This window comes from Meiothermus hypogaeus, from assembly GCF_003574035.1.
GTDB lineage: Bacteria > Deinococcota > Deinococci > Deinococcales > Thermaceae > Meiothermus > Meiothermus hypogaeus.
In genome coordinates this window covers 1-15,771 of record NZ_QWKY01000041.1, presented here as the reverse complement: position 1 = coordinate 15,771, position 15,771 = coordinate 1, and the positions used below count along the sequence as shown (strand labels likewise).

12 protein-coding genes, 1 tRNA gene and 1 pseudogene are annotated in these 15,771 nt (G+C 62.0%); 10 read left to right on the top strand and 4 right to left on the bottom strand.

Annotation, left to right across the window (positions count from 1 at the left end; translation table 11 throughout):
* Nucleotides 1–79 precede the first annotated feature (79 nt).
* The 6 genes from ygfZ (at nt 80) to Mhypo_RS11015 (ending at nt 7,658) form a co-directional block, all read left to right on the top strand.
* Nucleotides 80–1,060, top strand: a complete 981-nt coding sequence (ygfZ, locus tag Mhypo_RS11040; protein ID WP_119341350.1) for a CAF17-like 4Fe-4S cluster assembly/insertion protein YgfZ — start codon at nt 80–82, stop codon at nt 1,058–1,060.
* An 89-nt stretch (nt 1,061–1,149) separates the two neighbouring features.
* Nucleotides 1,150–2,352 (top strand): CinA family nicotinamide mononucleotide deamidase-related protein, encoded by a 1,203-nt coding sequence (locus tag Mhypo_RS11035; RefSeq protein WP_119341349.1) that lies wholly within the window; start codon nt 1,150–1,152, stop codon nt 2,350–2,352.
* Entirely contained in the window at nt 2,349–2,861 is a 513-nt protein-coding gene (thpR, locus tag Mhypo_RS11030; protein ID WP_119341348.1) for an RNA 2',3'-cyclic phosphodiesterase, read from the top strand. Before Mhypo_RS11035 ends, thpR begins: the two co-directional genes overlap by 4 nt.
* A gap of 33 nt (nt 2,862–2,894) precedes the next feature.
* Nucleotides 2,895–3,944, top strand: a complete 1,050-nt coding sequence (recA, locus tag Mhypo_RS11025; protein WP_119341347.1) for a recombinase RecA — start codon at nt 2,895–2,897, stop codon at nt 3,942–3,944.
* Nucleotides 3,945–4,285: 341 nt separating this feature from the next.
* Entirely contained in the window at nt 4,286–5,962 is a 1,677-nt protein-coding gene (gene rny, locus Mhypo_RS11020) for a ribonuclease Y (protein ID WP_119341346.1), read from the top strand.
* A gap of 175 nt (nt 5,963–6,137) precedes the next feature.
* Nucleotides 6,138–7,658 carry a CoA-acylating methylmalonate-semialdehyde dehydrogenase gene (locus tag Mhypo_RS11015; RefSeq protein WP_119341345.1) on the top strand — a complete coding sequence of 507 codons (1,521 nt, stop codon included), beginning with the start codon at nt 6,138–6,140 and terminating at the stop codon, nt 7,656–7,658.
* Between the two features lie 191 nt (nt 7,659–7,849).
* On the opposite strand, the gene dnaJ is transcribed toward Mhypo_RS11015, so the two are convergent.
* Nucleotides 7,850–8,932, bottom strand: a complete 1,083-nt coding sequence (gene dnaJ, locus Mhypo_RS11010) for a molecular chaperone DnaJ (RefSeq protein ID WP_119341344.1) — start codon at nt 8,930–8,932, stop codon at nt 7,850–7,852.
* A gap of 619 nt (nt 8,933–9,551) precedes the next feature.
* Here dnaJ and Mhypo_RS11005 point away from each other — a divergent pair.
* Complete coding sequence (locus Mhypo_RS11005) at nt 9,552–10,667, top strand: pyridoxal-phosphate-dependent aminotransferase family protein (protein WP_119341343.1); 1,116 nt, start codon at nt 9,552–9,554, stop codon at nt 10,665–10,667.
* Nucleotides 10,668–10,755: 88 nt separating this feature from the next.
* On the opposite strand, the gene Mhypo_RS11000 is transcribed toward Mhypo_RS11005, so the two are convergent.
* Nucleotides 10,756–11,487: a diguanylate cyclase gene (locus tag Mhypo_RS11000; protein ID WP_240637221.1), complete on the bottom strand. Its 732-nt coding sequence runs from the start codon at nt 11,485–11,487 to the stop codon at nt 10,756–10,758.
* Nucleotides 11,488–11,704: 217 nt separating this feature from the next.
* On the opposite strand from Mhypo_RS11000, the gene Mhypo_RS10995 reads away from it, so the two are divergent.
* Nucleotides 11,705–12,967: a replication-associated recombination protein A gene (locus tag Mhypo_RS10995; RefSeq protein WP_119341353.1), complete on the top strand. Its 1,263-nt coding sequence runs from the start codon at nt 11,705–11,707 to the stop codon at nt 12,965–12,967.
* A gap of 72 nt (nt 12,968–13,039) precedes the next feature.
* Here the strand turns inward: Mhypo_RS10995 and Mhypo_RS10990 are convergent.
* Nucleotides 13,040–13,116: transfer RNA gene (locus tag Mhypo_RS10990), tRNA-Trp, on the bottom strand.
* A 91-nt stretch (nt 13,117–13,207) separates the two neighbouring features.
* Between Mhypo_RS10990 and Mhypo_RS10985 the strand changes: the two genes are divergently transcribed.
* On the top strand, nt 13,208–14,164 hold the full coding sequence (locus Mhypo_RS10985) for a carbohydrate kinase family protein (RefSeq protein ID WP_119341341.1): 957 nt from the start codon (nt 13,208–13,210) through the stop codon (nt 14,162–14,164).
* A 30-nt stretch (nt 14,165–14,194) separates the two neighbouring features.
* On the opposite strand, the gene Mhypo_RS10980 is transcribed toward Mhypo_RS10985, so the two are convergent.
* Nucleotides 14,195–14,989 (bottom strand): class I SAM-dependent methyltransferase, encoded by a 795-nt coding sequence (locus Mhypo_RS10980; RefSeq protein WP_119341340.1) that lies wholly within the window; start codon nt 14,987–14,989, stop codon nt 14,195–14,197.
* 307 nt (nt 14,990–15,296) lie between these two features.
* On the opposite strand from Mhypo_RS10980, the pseudogene Mhypo_RS10975 reads away from it, so the two are divergent.
* Nucleotides 15,297–15,771: pseudogene (locus Mhypo_RS10975) on the top strand (PASTA domain-containing protein); the annotation flags it as partial.

The following is a 15,771-nucleotide window of genomic DNA, read 5'->3' as shown; positions in this document are numbered from 1 at the left end:
TCACTTTTACAGCCCCGGCCGGGGCTGGCATGGTGAGGTTGTGGGGTTTTTGGTTGCAAGAAAGTTTTACACTAAAAGCATGTCCTTGCAGGCATTGCACGAGGCACATGGGGTGACCTGGCGTACCCAGGGTGAGCAAGAGATTCCGTGGAACTACGGCGAAGTCGAGGCCGAACTCGAGGCCCTCCGCTATGGCGCGGCCCTGCTCGACTTCTCGGAGTATGGGCTGGTCGAGCTAAAAGGCGCTGACCGGAGCGATTTTTTGCACAACCAGTGCACCTCCGATATCCGCCGGATGCCCGAAGGGAGCTGGCTCGAGACGGTTTTCCTGAACGCCAGGGGCCAGATTGAACATATAGGTCTGGTGCTTCATTTGGGTGAGTCCTTCTGGATTAGCTCCCCCAGCGCCAAAGCCCTCGCCCAGCGTTTTCGCAAGTACATTGTGTTCGATCAGGTAGAGGTGAAGGAGCTCGAGGGCTGGCAAACCTTGCGCCTGCAGGGCTCCAAAGTCGAGCAGGTCGCAAAGCGCTTGGGGCCGCTGCCGCCGCGTTGGGGGCTCCAAAAAGGCGATGGCCTGGTCATGACCCGGGACGAGGTTGGCTTCTGGCTTTTTGCAAGCGCGGCTCAGGCACCACTGTTTGCCAAAATGCTGCTGGAAAATGGGGCTACGCCGGTAGGTCGCGAAGCCTGGCAGATCTGGCGGGTCGAGCGCGGCCAGGCCGACCTGCCCGAGGCCCTAGGCGAACTGCCCCAGGAGGTCGGCTGGGAGGGCCGGGTGAGCTACAAGAAAGGCTGCTACCTGGGGCAGGAGATTATGGCCAGGCTCGAGGCCCGGGGTAACACCCGCTACCAACTGATGGGCCTGCTGGGCCAGAAGGAAATCCCCGCCGGGGCCGAGGTTTTCCGCGAGGGCAAGCGAGTAGGCCGGGTGGGCACCGCGGTGGAGTCGCCCCATCTGGGCGCGGTCGCCCTGGCGCTGTTGCGCAAGGAGCTGGCCCCCGGCGACCAGGTGCAGATTGAGGGCTGGTCGGCCACCGTGTCGGCATTGCCCATGCAATAAAACATGCCTCCTCGCCACTGCCGGTTCGTATGATGAGGGGGCAGGCCTTTGACGTTTTTAAAAAATCGCTGTAATCTATAGGAGTTATTATGTTTTTAGCAGAAATAATTGGCGTGGGGGATGAGCTCATATACGGTGAAACCGTGGATACCAACACGGCTGAGATTGCCGTCAGCCTTCAGCCCTACGCCGTAGAGGTGCGCCGGACGCTTCGGGTCGCCGACGACCTGGAAACCCTGGCCCAGGAGGTACGTCAGGCCTGGCAAAAGGCCCGGCTGGTGGTGCTTTCGGGGGGGCTGGGCCCCACCCCCGACGACATCACCCGCGAGGCCATCGCAGCCGCCCTGGACGAGGATTTGCAGCTTGACCCGGCAGTGCTGGAGTGGCTCGAGCGAATCTTTGCCAACAGAGGTTGGCGGATGCCCGAGGCCAACCGCAAACAGGCCCAAAAAATCCCCTCGGCCCGCTGGATCGAGAACCCCAGGGGCACCGCGCCGGGTTGGTGGGTGCACCAGGAAGACAAAGACCTGGTATGCCTGCCCGGCCCTCCGGCCGAGTGGCGCCCAATGTGGGCCGAGATCCTGCCCCAGCTGCATCTGCCACAAAAGCCCTACAAGCAGGTGACCTTCAAGACCTTTGGCCTGGGGGAGTCGCGCATTGTGGAGCTGCTGGGCGAGCTGTTTAAGCGCAACGGGCAAGTCGAGGTGGGCACCTACGCTAAGATGGATGGGGTGGCGGTGGTGGTGCGTGGCGAACCAGGCCTGGTAGACCGCCTTGTAGCTCAGATTCGCCCCCTCCTGGGCGAAGCGGTCTGGGGCCGGGATGCCGACACTTTACCTGTGCTGGTGCTCAAAAGGCTGGAAGCTCAACAGGCCACCCTGGCCACCCTCGAGTCCATGACCGGGGGGGTGCTGGGGGCCCTCCTGACTGGGGTCGCGGGCGCTTCCAAAAGTTACCTGGGCGGGCTGGTTCCCTACCACCCTTCGGCCAAGTCCCAACTCCCCATTGACCCAGGTGTAGCTGCTCAGCATGGCGTGGTTTCTGCTGCCTTCGCCGAGGCCCTGGCTTCCGCTGCTCGCCACATGCTGAACTCAACCTACGCCCTCTCCACCACCGGGGTGGCCGGGCCCGAATCCCTGGAAGGCCAGCCGGTGGGTACGCTCTTTGTGGGACTGGCCGGCCCGGGCGGTGTCAAGTCCAGGCACTTTCACCTGCCCGGCGCCAACCGCGATATGCTGCGGCAGCGGGCAGCCCATGCCGCCCTGGCCTTTTTGGTGGGTGAGCTGCAATGAGGCTCTTCTATGCCATCTTCCCCCCACGCGCGGTGCAAGAAGCCCTGGGCGAAGCCCAGGAAAAAGTGCGGGGTTTCAAGGGCTGGAAGCTGAGCCCACCCCCCCAACTCCACATCACTCTGCTCTTTTTAGGACAGCAACCCGAGGAGCGCCTGCCGGAGTTCCGCCGAATCGGACGGGAAATAGCCGCCACAGTACCAGAGTTTAAGGTAGAGCTGGCTGGAACCGGGTACTTCCCCCCCACGGGCTCACCCCGGGTCTGGTTTGTCAAGGCCAGCGGGGTGGGCCTGGAACCCCTGGCCCAAAGACTGCAAGGAGCGCTTCCAGAGATAAAAGCCGCAGCGTTCCACCCCCACCTGACCCTGGCCCGCAAAAAAGGCCCAGCCCCCCGCATTGGGCCGCTGGTACTGAATCTACAGTTCCAGGCCAAAGCAGTATGCTTGGTGGAGTCTAAGCTGGAGCGTTCGGGTTCACAGTATCGCGTTATAGAGCAGTTTCCGCTTGGTTGAATGACATTCCCCGCAATCTGAATAGGAGCATATATGGATAAAGAGAAACAAAAAGCGTTGGAAGGGGCCCTGAAGTCCATCGAGAAGCAGTTTGGTAAAGGGGCCGTGATGCGCCTGGGCGAGGCCCCCCGGCAGCAGGTGGATGTGATTTCCACCGGCAGCTTAGGTCTGGATATGGCCCTGGGCATCGGCGGCATTCCCAAGGGGCGGATCATCGAGATTTACGGCCCCGAGTCGGGCGGCAAGACCACCCTGGCCCTCTCCATCATCGCCCAGGCCCAGCAGGCCGGTGGGGTAGCCGCCTTCGTAGACGCCGAGCACGCCCTGGACCCCGTTTACGCCAAAAGCCTGGGGGTCAACATCGACGACCTGTTGGTCTCCCAGCCCGACACCGGCGAACAGGCCCTGGAAATTGTGGAACTCCTGACCCGCTCGGGCGCCATCGACGTGATTGTGATTGACTCGGTGGCCGCCCTGGTGCCCCAGGCCGAAATCGAGGGGCAGATGGGCGATGCCTTTGTGGGCATCCAGGCCCGCTTGATGAGCCAGGCCCTGCGCAAACTCACGGCGGCCCTATCCAAAAGCAACACTGCCGCCATCTTCATCAACCAGATCCGCGAAAAGGTGGGGGTCATGTACGGCAACCCCGAGACCACCCCTGGCGGACGGGCCCTCAAGTTCTATGCCTCGGTGCGGCTGGACGTACGCAAACAGGGCCAGCCCATCAAGGTGGGCAATGATGCGGTGGGCAACCGGGTACGGGTCAAGGTGACCAAGAACAAGCTGGCCCCCCCCTTCCGCGAGCACGAGATCGAGCTGTACTTCGGCAAGGGCATTGACCCCCTGGCCGACCTGGTAACGGTAGCGATTGCCACCGAAGTGGTGGACAAATCGGGCTCCTGGCTTTCCTACGGCGATACCCGGCTGGGCCAGGGCAAAGAGAAGGCTGCTGAGTTCCTCAAGGGCGAACCCCGGATGGCCCAGGAGATCCGCGAGAAAGTTTTGGCCCAAGCTGGTAAGCTATCGGTATTGGCGACCCCAGGAGAGGACGAGGAGTCTTCTGCCGTGGTTGCCGAAGCTTAAACTGCTTGCTAGGTGGGGTTCTCCCAGTATGAAGGACCAGGAAGCCATTGTTCTCAAAATCTGCCCGCTGGTATCCAATTGGGCCAAGGGGCGGCTTGGTGTAGAGCTTGGAAGCGGTCTACCTCTGGTGTGGCGTTTGGCTCGAGCAAACCCAATGGTGGTTCCCACCTGTACTCCGCAGGTGCGGGGTGATTTACCCCAAACAACACAGCGCATTGTTCGGGGGATACGTGGAAACCATGCTGTACAAGGATTTGCCCATAGCAGGAGATTTATTTAGCAACTAAACGCCCGCCAGGCCCGAAACTGTGAGAACCTCCTTGCAAACCCTGGAGGTACCGATGGCCTTTACTCCCCTGGATCTTATACTCACGCTCATCGTGATCGTGCTGGCGGTGGTTGTGGTGCTGCTATTGCAGCGCAGCAATCGCCAGAGCGAGGTTAATAAAAGCGAACTCGAGGCCGCCCGCCGCGAGGCCCAGAGCCTGCGACAAAGCGCCCAGACCGAGGTGCAAAACCTGCGTCAGAGCGTACAGGCCGAGCTCGAGCGCCTGCGCACGCAGGGCGAGGAGCGCCTGCGCACGCAGCTCCGCGAAGAGCGCGAACGCCTGCAAGCCAGCCTGCAAGCCGAGCGCGAAGCCCTGGTTAGCGAACGTGCCTCCATCCAGGCCGAGCGTGAGCGGCTACAAGCCGACCTGCAGGCCAGCCGGGCCGAGCGCGAGGAGCTCAAGCGCGAAACCGAAAGGCTGGCCCGCCGCGGGGAACAACTCGATGCCCGCGCGGCCAAGCTCGATGAGCAGGAAGAAAAGCTCGATGCCCTGGAGAAAGCCCTCGAGGCCCGCCAGGCCGAGCTGGCCCAGCGCGAGCGCCAGATCGACCTGAAGCTCCAGGAGGTAGCCGGGATGAGCGCGGAGGAGGCCCGCAACCTGCTTCTGTCGCGGCTGGACGCTGAACTGGAAGAAGAAAAAGCCCTTCGAGTCAAGGCCAACCTGGAGCGCACACGGCTCGAGGCCAAGCGCGAGGCGCAGAAACTCCTGGCCCAGGCCGCCCAGCGCCAGGCCTCCGAGACCGCGGCGGCCCTGGCGGTTTCGGTGGTGCCCATCCCCTCCGATGCCATGAAGGGCCGCATCATCGGGCGTGAGGGCCGCAACATCCGCACCTTTGAGGCCCTCACCGGGGTGGATCTCATCATTGACGACACCCCCGAGGCCGTACTGCTCAGCAGCTTCAACCCCATGCGCCGGGAAATCGCCAAGATGGCCCTCGAGCAGCTGGTCGCCGATGGCCGTATCCACCCCAGCCGCATCGAGGAGGTGGTGGAAAAGGCCAAAAACGAGATGAAAACCTTCATCTACGAGCGCGGCGAGGAAGCCGCCCTGGAAGCCGGGGTGGTGGGCCTCAAGCCTGGCCTGGTACAGCTTCTGGGCCGCCTGCACTTCCGCTCGTCGTATGGCCAAAACGTGCTCAAGCACTCGGTGCAGGTAGCCCACCTCACCGGCATCATGGCTGCCGAGCTGGGTCTGGATGCGGCCCTGGGCCGCCGGGCCGGACTGCTGCACGACCTGGGCAAGTCGGTAGACCGCGAAATCGAGGGCACCCACGTGGAGATAGGCATCACCCTGGCCTCGCGCTTTGGCGAGCCCAAGGAGGTCATTGACGCTATCGCTCACCACCACGACCCCGAAAACGGCGAGACCCTTTACTCGGTGCTGGCTGCCGCCGCCGACGCCATCAGCGCGGCCCGGCCTGGCGCAAGGCGCGAGAGCCTGGAAGAGTACATCCAGCGCCTCGAGCAGTTGGAGCGCATCGCCCTTAGCTTCCCCGGTGTGGACAACGCCTTCGCGGTGCAGGCTGGGCGCGAGGTGCGCGTGATCGTCAAGCCCGACCGCATCAGCGACGCCAAAGCCACCCTGCTGGCCCGCGAGATCGCCGGTCGTATCGAGCGCGACATGAACTATCCCGGCCAGGTGCAGGTGACGGTGGTGCGGGAGAGCCGGGCTGTGGAGTACGCCAAATAATCCCGCTCATCCCTGCCAAACTGAAATCCTGTGGCGCCTAAAAGCCTGACCAACCCCGTACAGCAGGAAGGGGATTTAGACAAACTGTCCATTGCAACAGATGGAACATTGCGCCTACCATAGGTTTATCTGGGCCAAGTCTTCTAGCTATTTCTAGCCCGTAAGGAGGCAGCACATGGCAGTCAAGGAACCCGAAATCACCCTCAAGCGCGTTTCGCACTGGATCGGCGGCAGGCTGGTCGAAGGCAATTCGGGCCGAAGCGGCATCGTCTGGAACCCCGCCACGGGGCAGCAGCAAGCTACCGTGGACTTCGCCTCGGTTGAGGAGCTCGATGCCGCGGTTGCCGTTGCCAAAGAAGCCTTCAAGACCTGGCGGCAGACCCCCCTCTCCCGCCGGGCCGAGATCATGTTCAAGTTCCGCGACCTGGTAGACCAAAACCGCCGCAAAATTGCCGAGCTGATTACCCTCGAGCACGGCAAGACCATCCCCGACGCGCTGGGCGAAGTGGCGCGGGGCCTGGAGAACGTTGAGTTTGCCACCGGTATCCCCCACCTCTTGAAAGGAGGTTATTCCGAGCAGGCCAGCCGGGGGGTGGACGTGTACCAGATCCGCCAGCCGCTGGGGGTGGTGGCGGGCATTACCCCCTTCAACTTCCCCGCCATGGTGCCCATGTGGATGTTCGCCAACGCCATCGCCTGCGGGAACACCTTTGTCCTGAAGCCCTCGGAAAAGGACCCTTCCCCTAGCCTTTTCCTGGCCGAACTTTTGCAGCAGGCGGGGCTGCCGGATGGGGTCTTTAATGTGGTGCAAGGCGACAAGGTGGCCGTAGACCGCATTCTGGAGCACCCCGACATCAAGGCCGTAAGCTTTGTGGGCTCTACCCCCATCGCCCGCTACATCTACGAAACCGGCACCAAGAACGGCAAGCGGGTGCAGGCCCTGGGTGGGGCCAAGAACCACATGATTGTGTTGCCTGATGCCGACATCGGGATGGCCGCCGACGCTGCCGTGAGCGCTGCCTACGGTTCGGCAGGTGAGCGCTGCATGGCCATTTCGCAAGTGGTTGTGGTAGGCGATCAGACCGCCGACGAGTTAATAGCTGCCATTCGCGAACGGATGTCCAGGATTAAGGTGGGGCCGGGCATGGAAGAAGGCGTGGAGATGGGGCCGCTGATCACCCGCGAGCACCGCGACAAGGTGGCCTCCTACATAGAGAACGCCCCCAAGGAAGGGGCCACCGTGGTGGTGGATGGTCGGCAAGACCCCATTGCCCAGTCTGAGGGCTTTTTCCTGGGCACCAGCCTGCTGGATCATGTAAAGCCCGGCATGAAGTGCTATGACGACGAAATCTTTGGGCCAGTGCTGGGGGTGGCCCGGGTCAAGACCTACGAGGAGGCCGTGCGGATGGTCAATGAGCACCCTTACGGCAACGGCACGGCCATCTTCACCCGCGATGGTGGCGCTGCGCGGCAGTTCCAGTTCGAGGTGGAAGCAGGCATGGTGGGCATCAACGTGCCCATCCCGGTTCCGGTGGCCTACTACAGCTTTGGCGGCTGGAAGGCCAGTCTGTTCGGCGACCTGCACATGTACGGCCCCGAAGGGGTGCAGTTCTATACCCGGGCCAAGATTGTGACCAGCCGCTGGCCCGACCCCAGCACCTCCAAGGTAGACCTGGGCTTCCCGCAGGTGCGGTAGGACAAGTCGTCACAGCCTCCAAGCCCCCACTTTTTTTAGGTGGGGGTTTCTTTTGACCCGAGGGATATGGGAATAGCAAACCCAGGTTAGCCGCCTAACGGCCACCCCCTTGCCTCCCAGATGATGGGAGCACTCACCTCACCCCAAGGTTATTTCCTGAAACTGAAACCGCCCTGTTTTTTGGCTCGGCGCTACCCCCTAAACACCCGCTTCACTTTGTCCCAGAAGCCCTCGGGGGCGACCTCCTCGCCGACTTCGTGGGCGTACTGGCGCAACAGTTCACGGGCTTTTTTGGAGAGGTTGTGCGGCACCGCGATTTGTGCAACAACTTGTAGCTTGCCCCGGCTGCGGCTGCCGGGGTGGGGCAAGCCCTGGCCCTCGAGCTCGAACACCTCGCCATCGTGGGTGCCGGGGGGCACGGAGAGCTCGAGATCTTCCTCCAAACCAGGGATGAGCACCCTGGCCCCCAAAGCAGCTTGGGCTAACCCCAGCTTGAGCTCATAAACCAGGTTGGTACCTTCGCGCTTCAGGTGCGGGTGGGGCTTGATGTATGGCCGCACAAACAAATCGCCCGGCCCCCCAGGCCCTAAGTTGCCCATTCCCGAAACTCTTAGAAGCTGGTTCTCGTCTATGCCCGCCGGCATGTTGACCTTTATTTTTTCCTTGCGCCGTACCCGCCCCTGACCCTTGCAGGTTTGGCAGGTCTCGGAAAGGGTATAGCCCCGACCCCTACAAGCCGTGCAGGGTACCTGGGCCACCATATTGCCAAAAAAGGTGCGCTGAACCTGCTCGAGCATGCCCCGCCCCCCGCACGAACGGCAGGTCTGGCGCTTGCCACCCTGCCCATTGCAGGTTTCGCAGGTTACCAGGCGGTCGTACTCAATCTCTTTCTCGACGCCGTGCAGCACGTCCACCAGCTCCATCTCGACGGCGGCTTCCAAGTCCTCGCCCCGCGGTGCGCGGCCTCCCCCGCCGCCGGGCGAGCGGAAGCCAAAGACCTGCTCAAACAGGTCGAAAATATCACCAAAATTACCACCGCCCGCCCCGCCCAACCCGCCGGGCGTCGCGGTGCCGTAGCGGTCGTAGTTGGCGCGCTTTTCGGGGTCTGAGAGCACCGCGTAGGCTTCGTTGATTTCCTTGAACTTCTCCTCGGCGGCCTTGTCGCCGGGGTTTTTATCGGGGTGATACTGGAGCGCCAGTTTTCGATAGGCCTTCTTGATTTCGTCGGCGCTTGCATTCCGGTCTACGCCGAGGATTGCGTAGTAGTCGTTCATCGAAGTTTAGTCTATCAGGCTTAGGTATTTTTCTTGTGGGATTGGACACACGCAAATCGGGTGGGCCAAAGCAGCGCCAGGTTGTGCTCGTTGAAGCCTCGCGGTCGATATGTTGGCTGCACGGCCAGGGACTCAAGCAGGTACTGATACCAGATTCAAAAAGACAGTTTACAAAACCAAAAAACCCACAGGTTGTCTTTTTGAATCCTAGAGCACACCCCTCCCTTGAGTACCGGCGCTAGCCGGGGGCCGATGGCCCTTCACTGTCGGTCGGCGAAGAAAGCGTCTCCCTTCCAAGGGGCGGTATCGCCCTCCGCTACGCGGATAACTTCCAAGGGGCGGTATCGCCCTCCGCTACGCGGATAACTTCGGTCGGGTTAGTTCGTCACCCTTTGGTGACGAACTAACCGAATCTGGTATGAGCAATGAGCAATTTGCGGGGCCCAGTATGCCCTAAGTGCGCCTTGGACACAGGGTGTATTTTGACAAACCGCATATACCCCTGTATATTCAGACCAGATGCGATTCTCCGCTCGAGCTACCCTCTAACGGTGCTCTTCCTTTGGAAGAGGCCGTGCGGGTGTGCCCAGCGGAGAATTTTTTTGTTTGGAGGAGATGCATGGTTCTGTTGACCCCCGGCCCCACCCCCATTCACCCCAGGGTGCAGACTGCCCTGGCCAAGGAGATGCGCGGACATCTCGACCCTGAGGTGCTGGCCACCAACCGCCGTATTCGGGAACATCTGAATGTCCTGTTCGATCCGGGCGAGGGCGCTTTGCTGGCCGCTATGCCGGGGTCGGGCAGCCTGGGGATGGAAGCGGGCCTCAACAACCTGGCCGACGAAGGGGATGCGGTTTTGCTCCTGGTGAGCGGCACCTTTGGTGAACGCATGGTAGAGATTGCCCACGCCTACCGGTTTGACTACAAGGTGCTGCGCTCTGAGCCGGGCCACCCCATTGACCCCCAAGCCGTGTCCGAGGAACTGAACCACCGCCCCTACAAGCTGGTAGCCCTGGTGCACGGCGAAACCAGCACCGGCGTGCTCAACCCGGTAGAGGAAATTGCCGCCCTGGTACAGGCCCACGGGGCGCTGTTCATGCTGGACGCCGTCACCACCGCGGGCATGATGCCGCTCTCCATGCAAAAACTGGGCATAGACTACGCCTTCACGGGTAGCCAGAAATGCCTCTCGGCCCCGCCCGGACTGGCCCCCTTTGCCCTTTCGCAGCGGGGACGTGAGTGCCTGGGGCAGGTACGGGGCTGGTACTCCGACCTCTCGAGGGTTGCGGTGTACTGGGAGCAGGAAGGTTACTTCTGTACCTCGCCGGTGCTGCTGCACTACGCCCTGGAAGAGGCCCTCAAGCTGGCCCTGGAAGAGGGCCTGGAAAAGCGCCAGCAGCGCGCCGAGACCCTGTACGCTGCGGTGCTCTCGCTCCTGGAGGAGCTGGGGTTCAGCGCCTACGCCGCCGAGGGCGCCCGCCTGCCCACGGTGCTGGTAGTGCGCCCCCCCCAGGGGCTGCACGAGTCGGAGATCCGCAAAGCACTCTATGCCAAAGGGGTCTCGGTGGCCGGGGGCATCGGCCCCACGGCCGGCAAGGTGCTGCGGCTGGGCCTGATGGGCGAGAGTGCCAGGCCCGAGCACTACCGGCTTTTCTTCAAGGCGCTGGGAGAGGTGCTGGGCAAGAGCGGCCTCGAGCGGGCCTTCGAGGAACGGGTGGGGCTGATAGCAGTCTAGGTGGCCAAAGTCTCCAGGCAAATCGCAAAACAGGCAAGCATTATCGGCCATCAGCTATCGACCATCGACTACAGACCTTCTGACCCGCTCAATGCTGTGTCAGGTAGTAGTGCTCAAGTTCCCCCTCGAGCTGCGCCAGGGCTTGCTGGATGCTCATGCCTTGCAAGGGCAGTACCCCATAGGCCCGGATGACCAGGTTTTGCCGGATACGGCGAAACACAATCTGGGCGCCCTCGAGGTTGCTGCCTTGAAGAGCAATCAAAAACTGGCCCGGCTTGAGCTGAAAGACCATATCGGGCTGGCGCAGGTACTGCAACAGCTCGGCCCCAGGCTGGTCGGGGGGGGTATGCAGCAACAAAAGCGTGACGGGCCGCACCGCCGAGAGGGCCTCGAGGCTCGGGGCCAAAGCTTGAAGGGCCGCATAGGGCAGAATGCCCTCCTGGGTACGCAGACCCATCTGGGTTGGGGTGGGCAAACCGGGCACCTCGCGCCGGAGCAGGAAAAAGAGCCCCACCAAAAACACCAGCCCCCCCAGCAAACTCGCCACCGCCGCCATCACCGCCACATCTGCAGGCACCTCGGCCAGGTCGCGGCTAGCAGCCACCGCCACCACGCTGCTCATGAGCCCCAGGCCCAGCACCCAGAAGAAGCGCGCCTGCGGGCCCAGCGGCACCCTGGCATATAAGCTGGCGGCTGCGGCCAGAATCAGGGCGGCCACCAAAAACACCACACCGGGATAAATGCTCTCCTGCCGGGGGAATAGCCACAAGGGCAACAGGCCCAACAGAACAAACCCCCAGGGCAATAAGGATAACCACATAGGCCACAGCATAAGATTGAAGTTTAGATGGCCCTGCCAAGAATGACCATGATGGAGTGGCCAATGGTCTATGGCTCAAAGCAAAAGCGGGCGTTGCAGCCCGTGATTCTCGTCTGCGGGCTCTACATGCCCGATAATCGTTTGACCGCACCGCAGTACCTTGGAACGAGGAGCGCCATCAACTGCGCCGCGCCTCTGATACAATTACGTTGTGAACATAGCCCCTCTGGCCGAACGGGTACGCCCCAAAACCCTGAGCGAAGTGGTGGGGCAGGAGCATCTGACCGGGCCTGGAAAACCATTGAGGCGGATGCTCGAGACCCGCCGACTCTCCTCTTTTATCCTGTGGGGGCCGCCGGGAAGCGGCAAAACCACCCTGGCCCGCCTGATGGCCCAGGGGGTAGGGCAGGAAATGGTGGCCCTCTCGGCGGTGAATGCCGGGGTCAAGGATATCAAGGAAGTTGTCACGCAAGCACAGCAAAAAGGCGGCCTGGTGCTCTTTCTGGATGAAATCCACCGCTTCAACAAGTCGCAGCAGGACGCACTCTTACCGCACGTAGAATCGGGCCTCCTGACTTTAATTGGAGCGACCACCGAAAACCCTTCCTTCGAGGTGAACCCGGCCCTGCGCTCCCGAGCCCGGGTATATGTGCTCAACCCGCTCGACGAGGAAGCTACCTTAAGGCTCCTGGAGCGGGCCCTCGCCCACCCCCAAGGGCTACAAGCCCAGGCCGAGCCCAAAGCGTTGGAGCTCATCGCCCAAGCCGCCATGGGCGACGCCCGGCGGGCCTTGTCGGCCCTCGAGCTGGCCGCCAGCCTGGGCGAGGGCCAGATCAGCGAAGCCGCCGCCCGGGAAGCCCTGGGCAGCGGCACGCTCAACTTCGACAAAGGGGGCGAGTATTTCTACGACCTGATCTCGGCGCTCCACAAGAGCGTGCGCGGCAACCACGTCGACGCTGCGTTGTACTACCTGGCCCGCATGATTGAAGGTGGGGCCGACCCGTTGTACCTGGCCCGCCGCTTAGCCCGCATGGCCGTGGAGGATGTGGGCCTGGCCGACCCCAATGCGCTGCGCCTGGCTATGGCCGCCAAGGATGCCTACGACTTTCTGGGCAGCCCCGAAGGCGAATTGGCCCTGGCCGAACTGGTCATCTACCTGGCCCTGGCGCCCAAATCCAACAGCAGCTATGTGGCCTGGAAAAACGCCCAGAATGCGGCCCGCACACACCCCGACGCAGCCATCCCCCTCCCCCTCCGCAACGCCCCCACCGCCTTGATGCAGCGGCTCGGCTACGGCCGGGGTTACGCCTACTACCACGACGACCCCGAGGGCAGCTTTGCCCAGCAGTACCTGCCGGATGACCTGGAAAACCTGACCCTCTACCAGGCCACCGGGGAAGGCTGGGAGGAACGGGTGCGCGAACGATTAAAGGCCCTGCGGGCACGCTTTGCCACAGGGAGCAAAACGAAGCGGACATAATATGCAACCCCCAGTGGAAACGTGCATTCTGGAGATTGCGCTGCGCAGGTGTAATCGGTACGAACTTATTTCTGGCGGGCCGTGAAGGATTCGAACCTCCGACTTTTCGTTTTGGAGACGAACGCTCTACCGGACTGAGCTAACGGCCCAAACTGTTCCAGCCTCTCGCTGGCGCATCGGATTTTAGCACAGGGACAAAGAACCGACAACCGGGCGGCGAGCTGGGGTAGAATCGGCCCAATGGCAGACCCCAAACCCCTCGTTGCCCTGGGCGACCTCACCTGGGATGTACTGGCCAAACCCAATACCCTGCTCCTGCCTGGCGGTGACACCACCGGAAGGGTCTTGCTCATGGGGGGTGGGAGCGCGGCCAATGTGGCGGTCTGGGCGGCGCGGGTGGGCTTCCCGTCAAGCTTCATTGGGGAAGTAGGGCGCGACCGCTTCGGCGAGTTTGCCGTACAGGAGCTGGCGGCTGAAGGTGTGGAGCCACACATCATCTGGAACAGCAGCAACCCCACTGGGGTGATTCTGGTCTTGATTGATGCGGCGGGGCAGCGCTCCATGCTCACCTCGCAGGGGGCCGACTTCGACCTGCGCCCCGAGGAAGTACCGGTAGAGGTCATCCAGCAGGCAGGGCACCTGCACGTGACGGCCTGGTCGCTTTTTACCGACCCTCCGCGCCAGGCAGCATTCAAAGCTGTGCATGTGGCACGCGACGCCGGTCTCACTATCTCCTTCGACCCAGCCTCTTTTCAGATGATTCGGGAGATTGGGCGCGAAGAGTTCCGCCGCATGACCCGCGACCTCTCGCTGGATTTTGTCTTTCCCAACCTGGACGAAGGCCAGGCCCTGACCGGCGCAAAAGAGCCCAGGGATGTCCTCGAGGTCCTGCAAAAGCTCTACCCAGAAGCCATGATTTTGCTCAAGCTTGCCGCCGATGGGGCCCTGATTCTCGACCGGGGAAATCTAATCGAACTCCAGGCCACCCGCGACCAGCCCATAGATGCCACCGGCGCGGGCGATTCGTTTGGGGGCGCTTTTCTGGGGCACTACCTGCGCTCCAAGGATGCCCTGGCAGCAGGCCAGTTAGCCGTTCAGGTAGCAGGCTGGGTCATCGGGCGGTTCGGGGCTCGCCCCCCCATGGATGCCGAGATTCGGCAGCGCCTGGAGCGCTTTGGCTATGCGCAGCTAAAGTAAACCAGAACGAGCCAGGCCCTTGCTGGCAAGCTAGGGCAGCCGTGTGCTACGAACTACAAATTTCCAGTTAATGGGGTACTCCACGTCGGGGTCGGGGTAGGTTGCCGCCACCCACTGGCTGAGTTCGGCCACCGAAGGCCTGAAAACCTCCTCTGGGACTTCCCAGGTAAAGGAGTAGATGCGCTCCAAAAGCATTTCCAGGCTGGTACGGGGGCTGCGCATCTCCACCCAGTCGGCCACTGTTTTGGCTTTGGGCTCGAGGCCAAGCCGGATCAATGCTTTTTCCACCTCGGCCAGGCGGGCCTGGTGGCGACCACGCACCAGGGTATAACCCAGACCAGCCAGGATTTCTTTCCACTTTTGCTGGATGCGCCAGTCTTCGCTTTCGTCGTCGGATTGATCCCAGCCCTCAAACAAAAAACCACCCGGACGCAGCACCCGCAAGCTCTCTTGCAGGGCTTGCTGCCAGTTGTCGAGCAGGTGCCAGAAATGCACCGCCACGACCGCATGAAGACTATCTCGCTCAAAAGGCAGCTCGCGGGCGTCGGCTTCGACTAAGCGGGCCTTGCGGGCCACGCCGGCCACTTTTTGCCGCAGGACCTCGAGCATGGCTGGGTTGTCGTCCAGGGCGATGTAGCGATACCCCCGGGCAATGATGGGCACTGCAATACGGCCTGTACCGGCCCCAATTTCCAAAAACAAGGGATCGCGGAATAACTTCTCTACGGGAGCCGTAAGCGCCGTAGCGATGCGCCCGGAGACCTCGGGCGGATGATACCGCGTCCGGTCGTAGGTAAAGGCCACCCGACTAAAATGAGAAGTCATGCTCGGTTTTATGATAGCAACGGCAGGTCAAATTGCAAATAATACCGCGAAGTTGTCGGCCAAAGTGTGAAGTCGGGGCTTAGCCTTTCCAGGAGAGCTTTATCGCAACCCAAAATACTTTATTAATGTACAGCACAGCAAAAGTTGGCTTTGGAGATTGCTGCAGGCAAAGCCGTAACGCGCTGGATTGGGTATCGAAACCAAAAACCAAAGTGCCTGAAGAAAAAAAGGTACAAAGCAAGCCTTCGAAAGTTCTCTACTTCCTCCATTCACAAAGCCCTTTCTGCGATCTGTATAATCGCTTGTGGTGTCGCTACTGGACGATAAGTTCACCATTCTAAGCGAAGAGCCCCCGCAGGGCTTTTTGCGCCCCTATCAGGTGCAGACCCCGGAGGGGCTCAGGGGGCAGTTGTATTGGTTTGAAGTGCATACCCCCGAGGCCCGCACGGCCTTCCACCGCTACAAGAACGCCATTCGGAGGCTCGAGGCCCAGGGCTATTTGCCTAAAGGGGTGCTGGTTTCGGCCAATCCGGGGCGCTACTATGTGTTCTGGCCCGAGCAGCCCCGCGCAACCCCCAAGGCCCGGCGGCTCAAGCCCCTTTTAGAAGTCCTCGAGCCTTTTGGCTACCAGGAAGCCGACCTCGAGGCCACCGAGGAAAGCGGGCGGCCCCTGGTCGGGAAGCTACGCCCCCAGGTTGCCCCGACCCCCAGGGGTTCGAGTCGCCCCGACCTGAGCCCTGCGCTTCCAGCTCTCCCTGCCGAACCCCTCCCCTCCCCTCCTC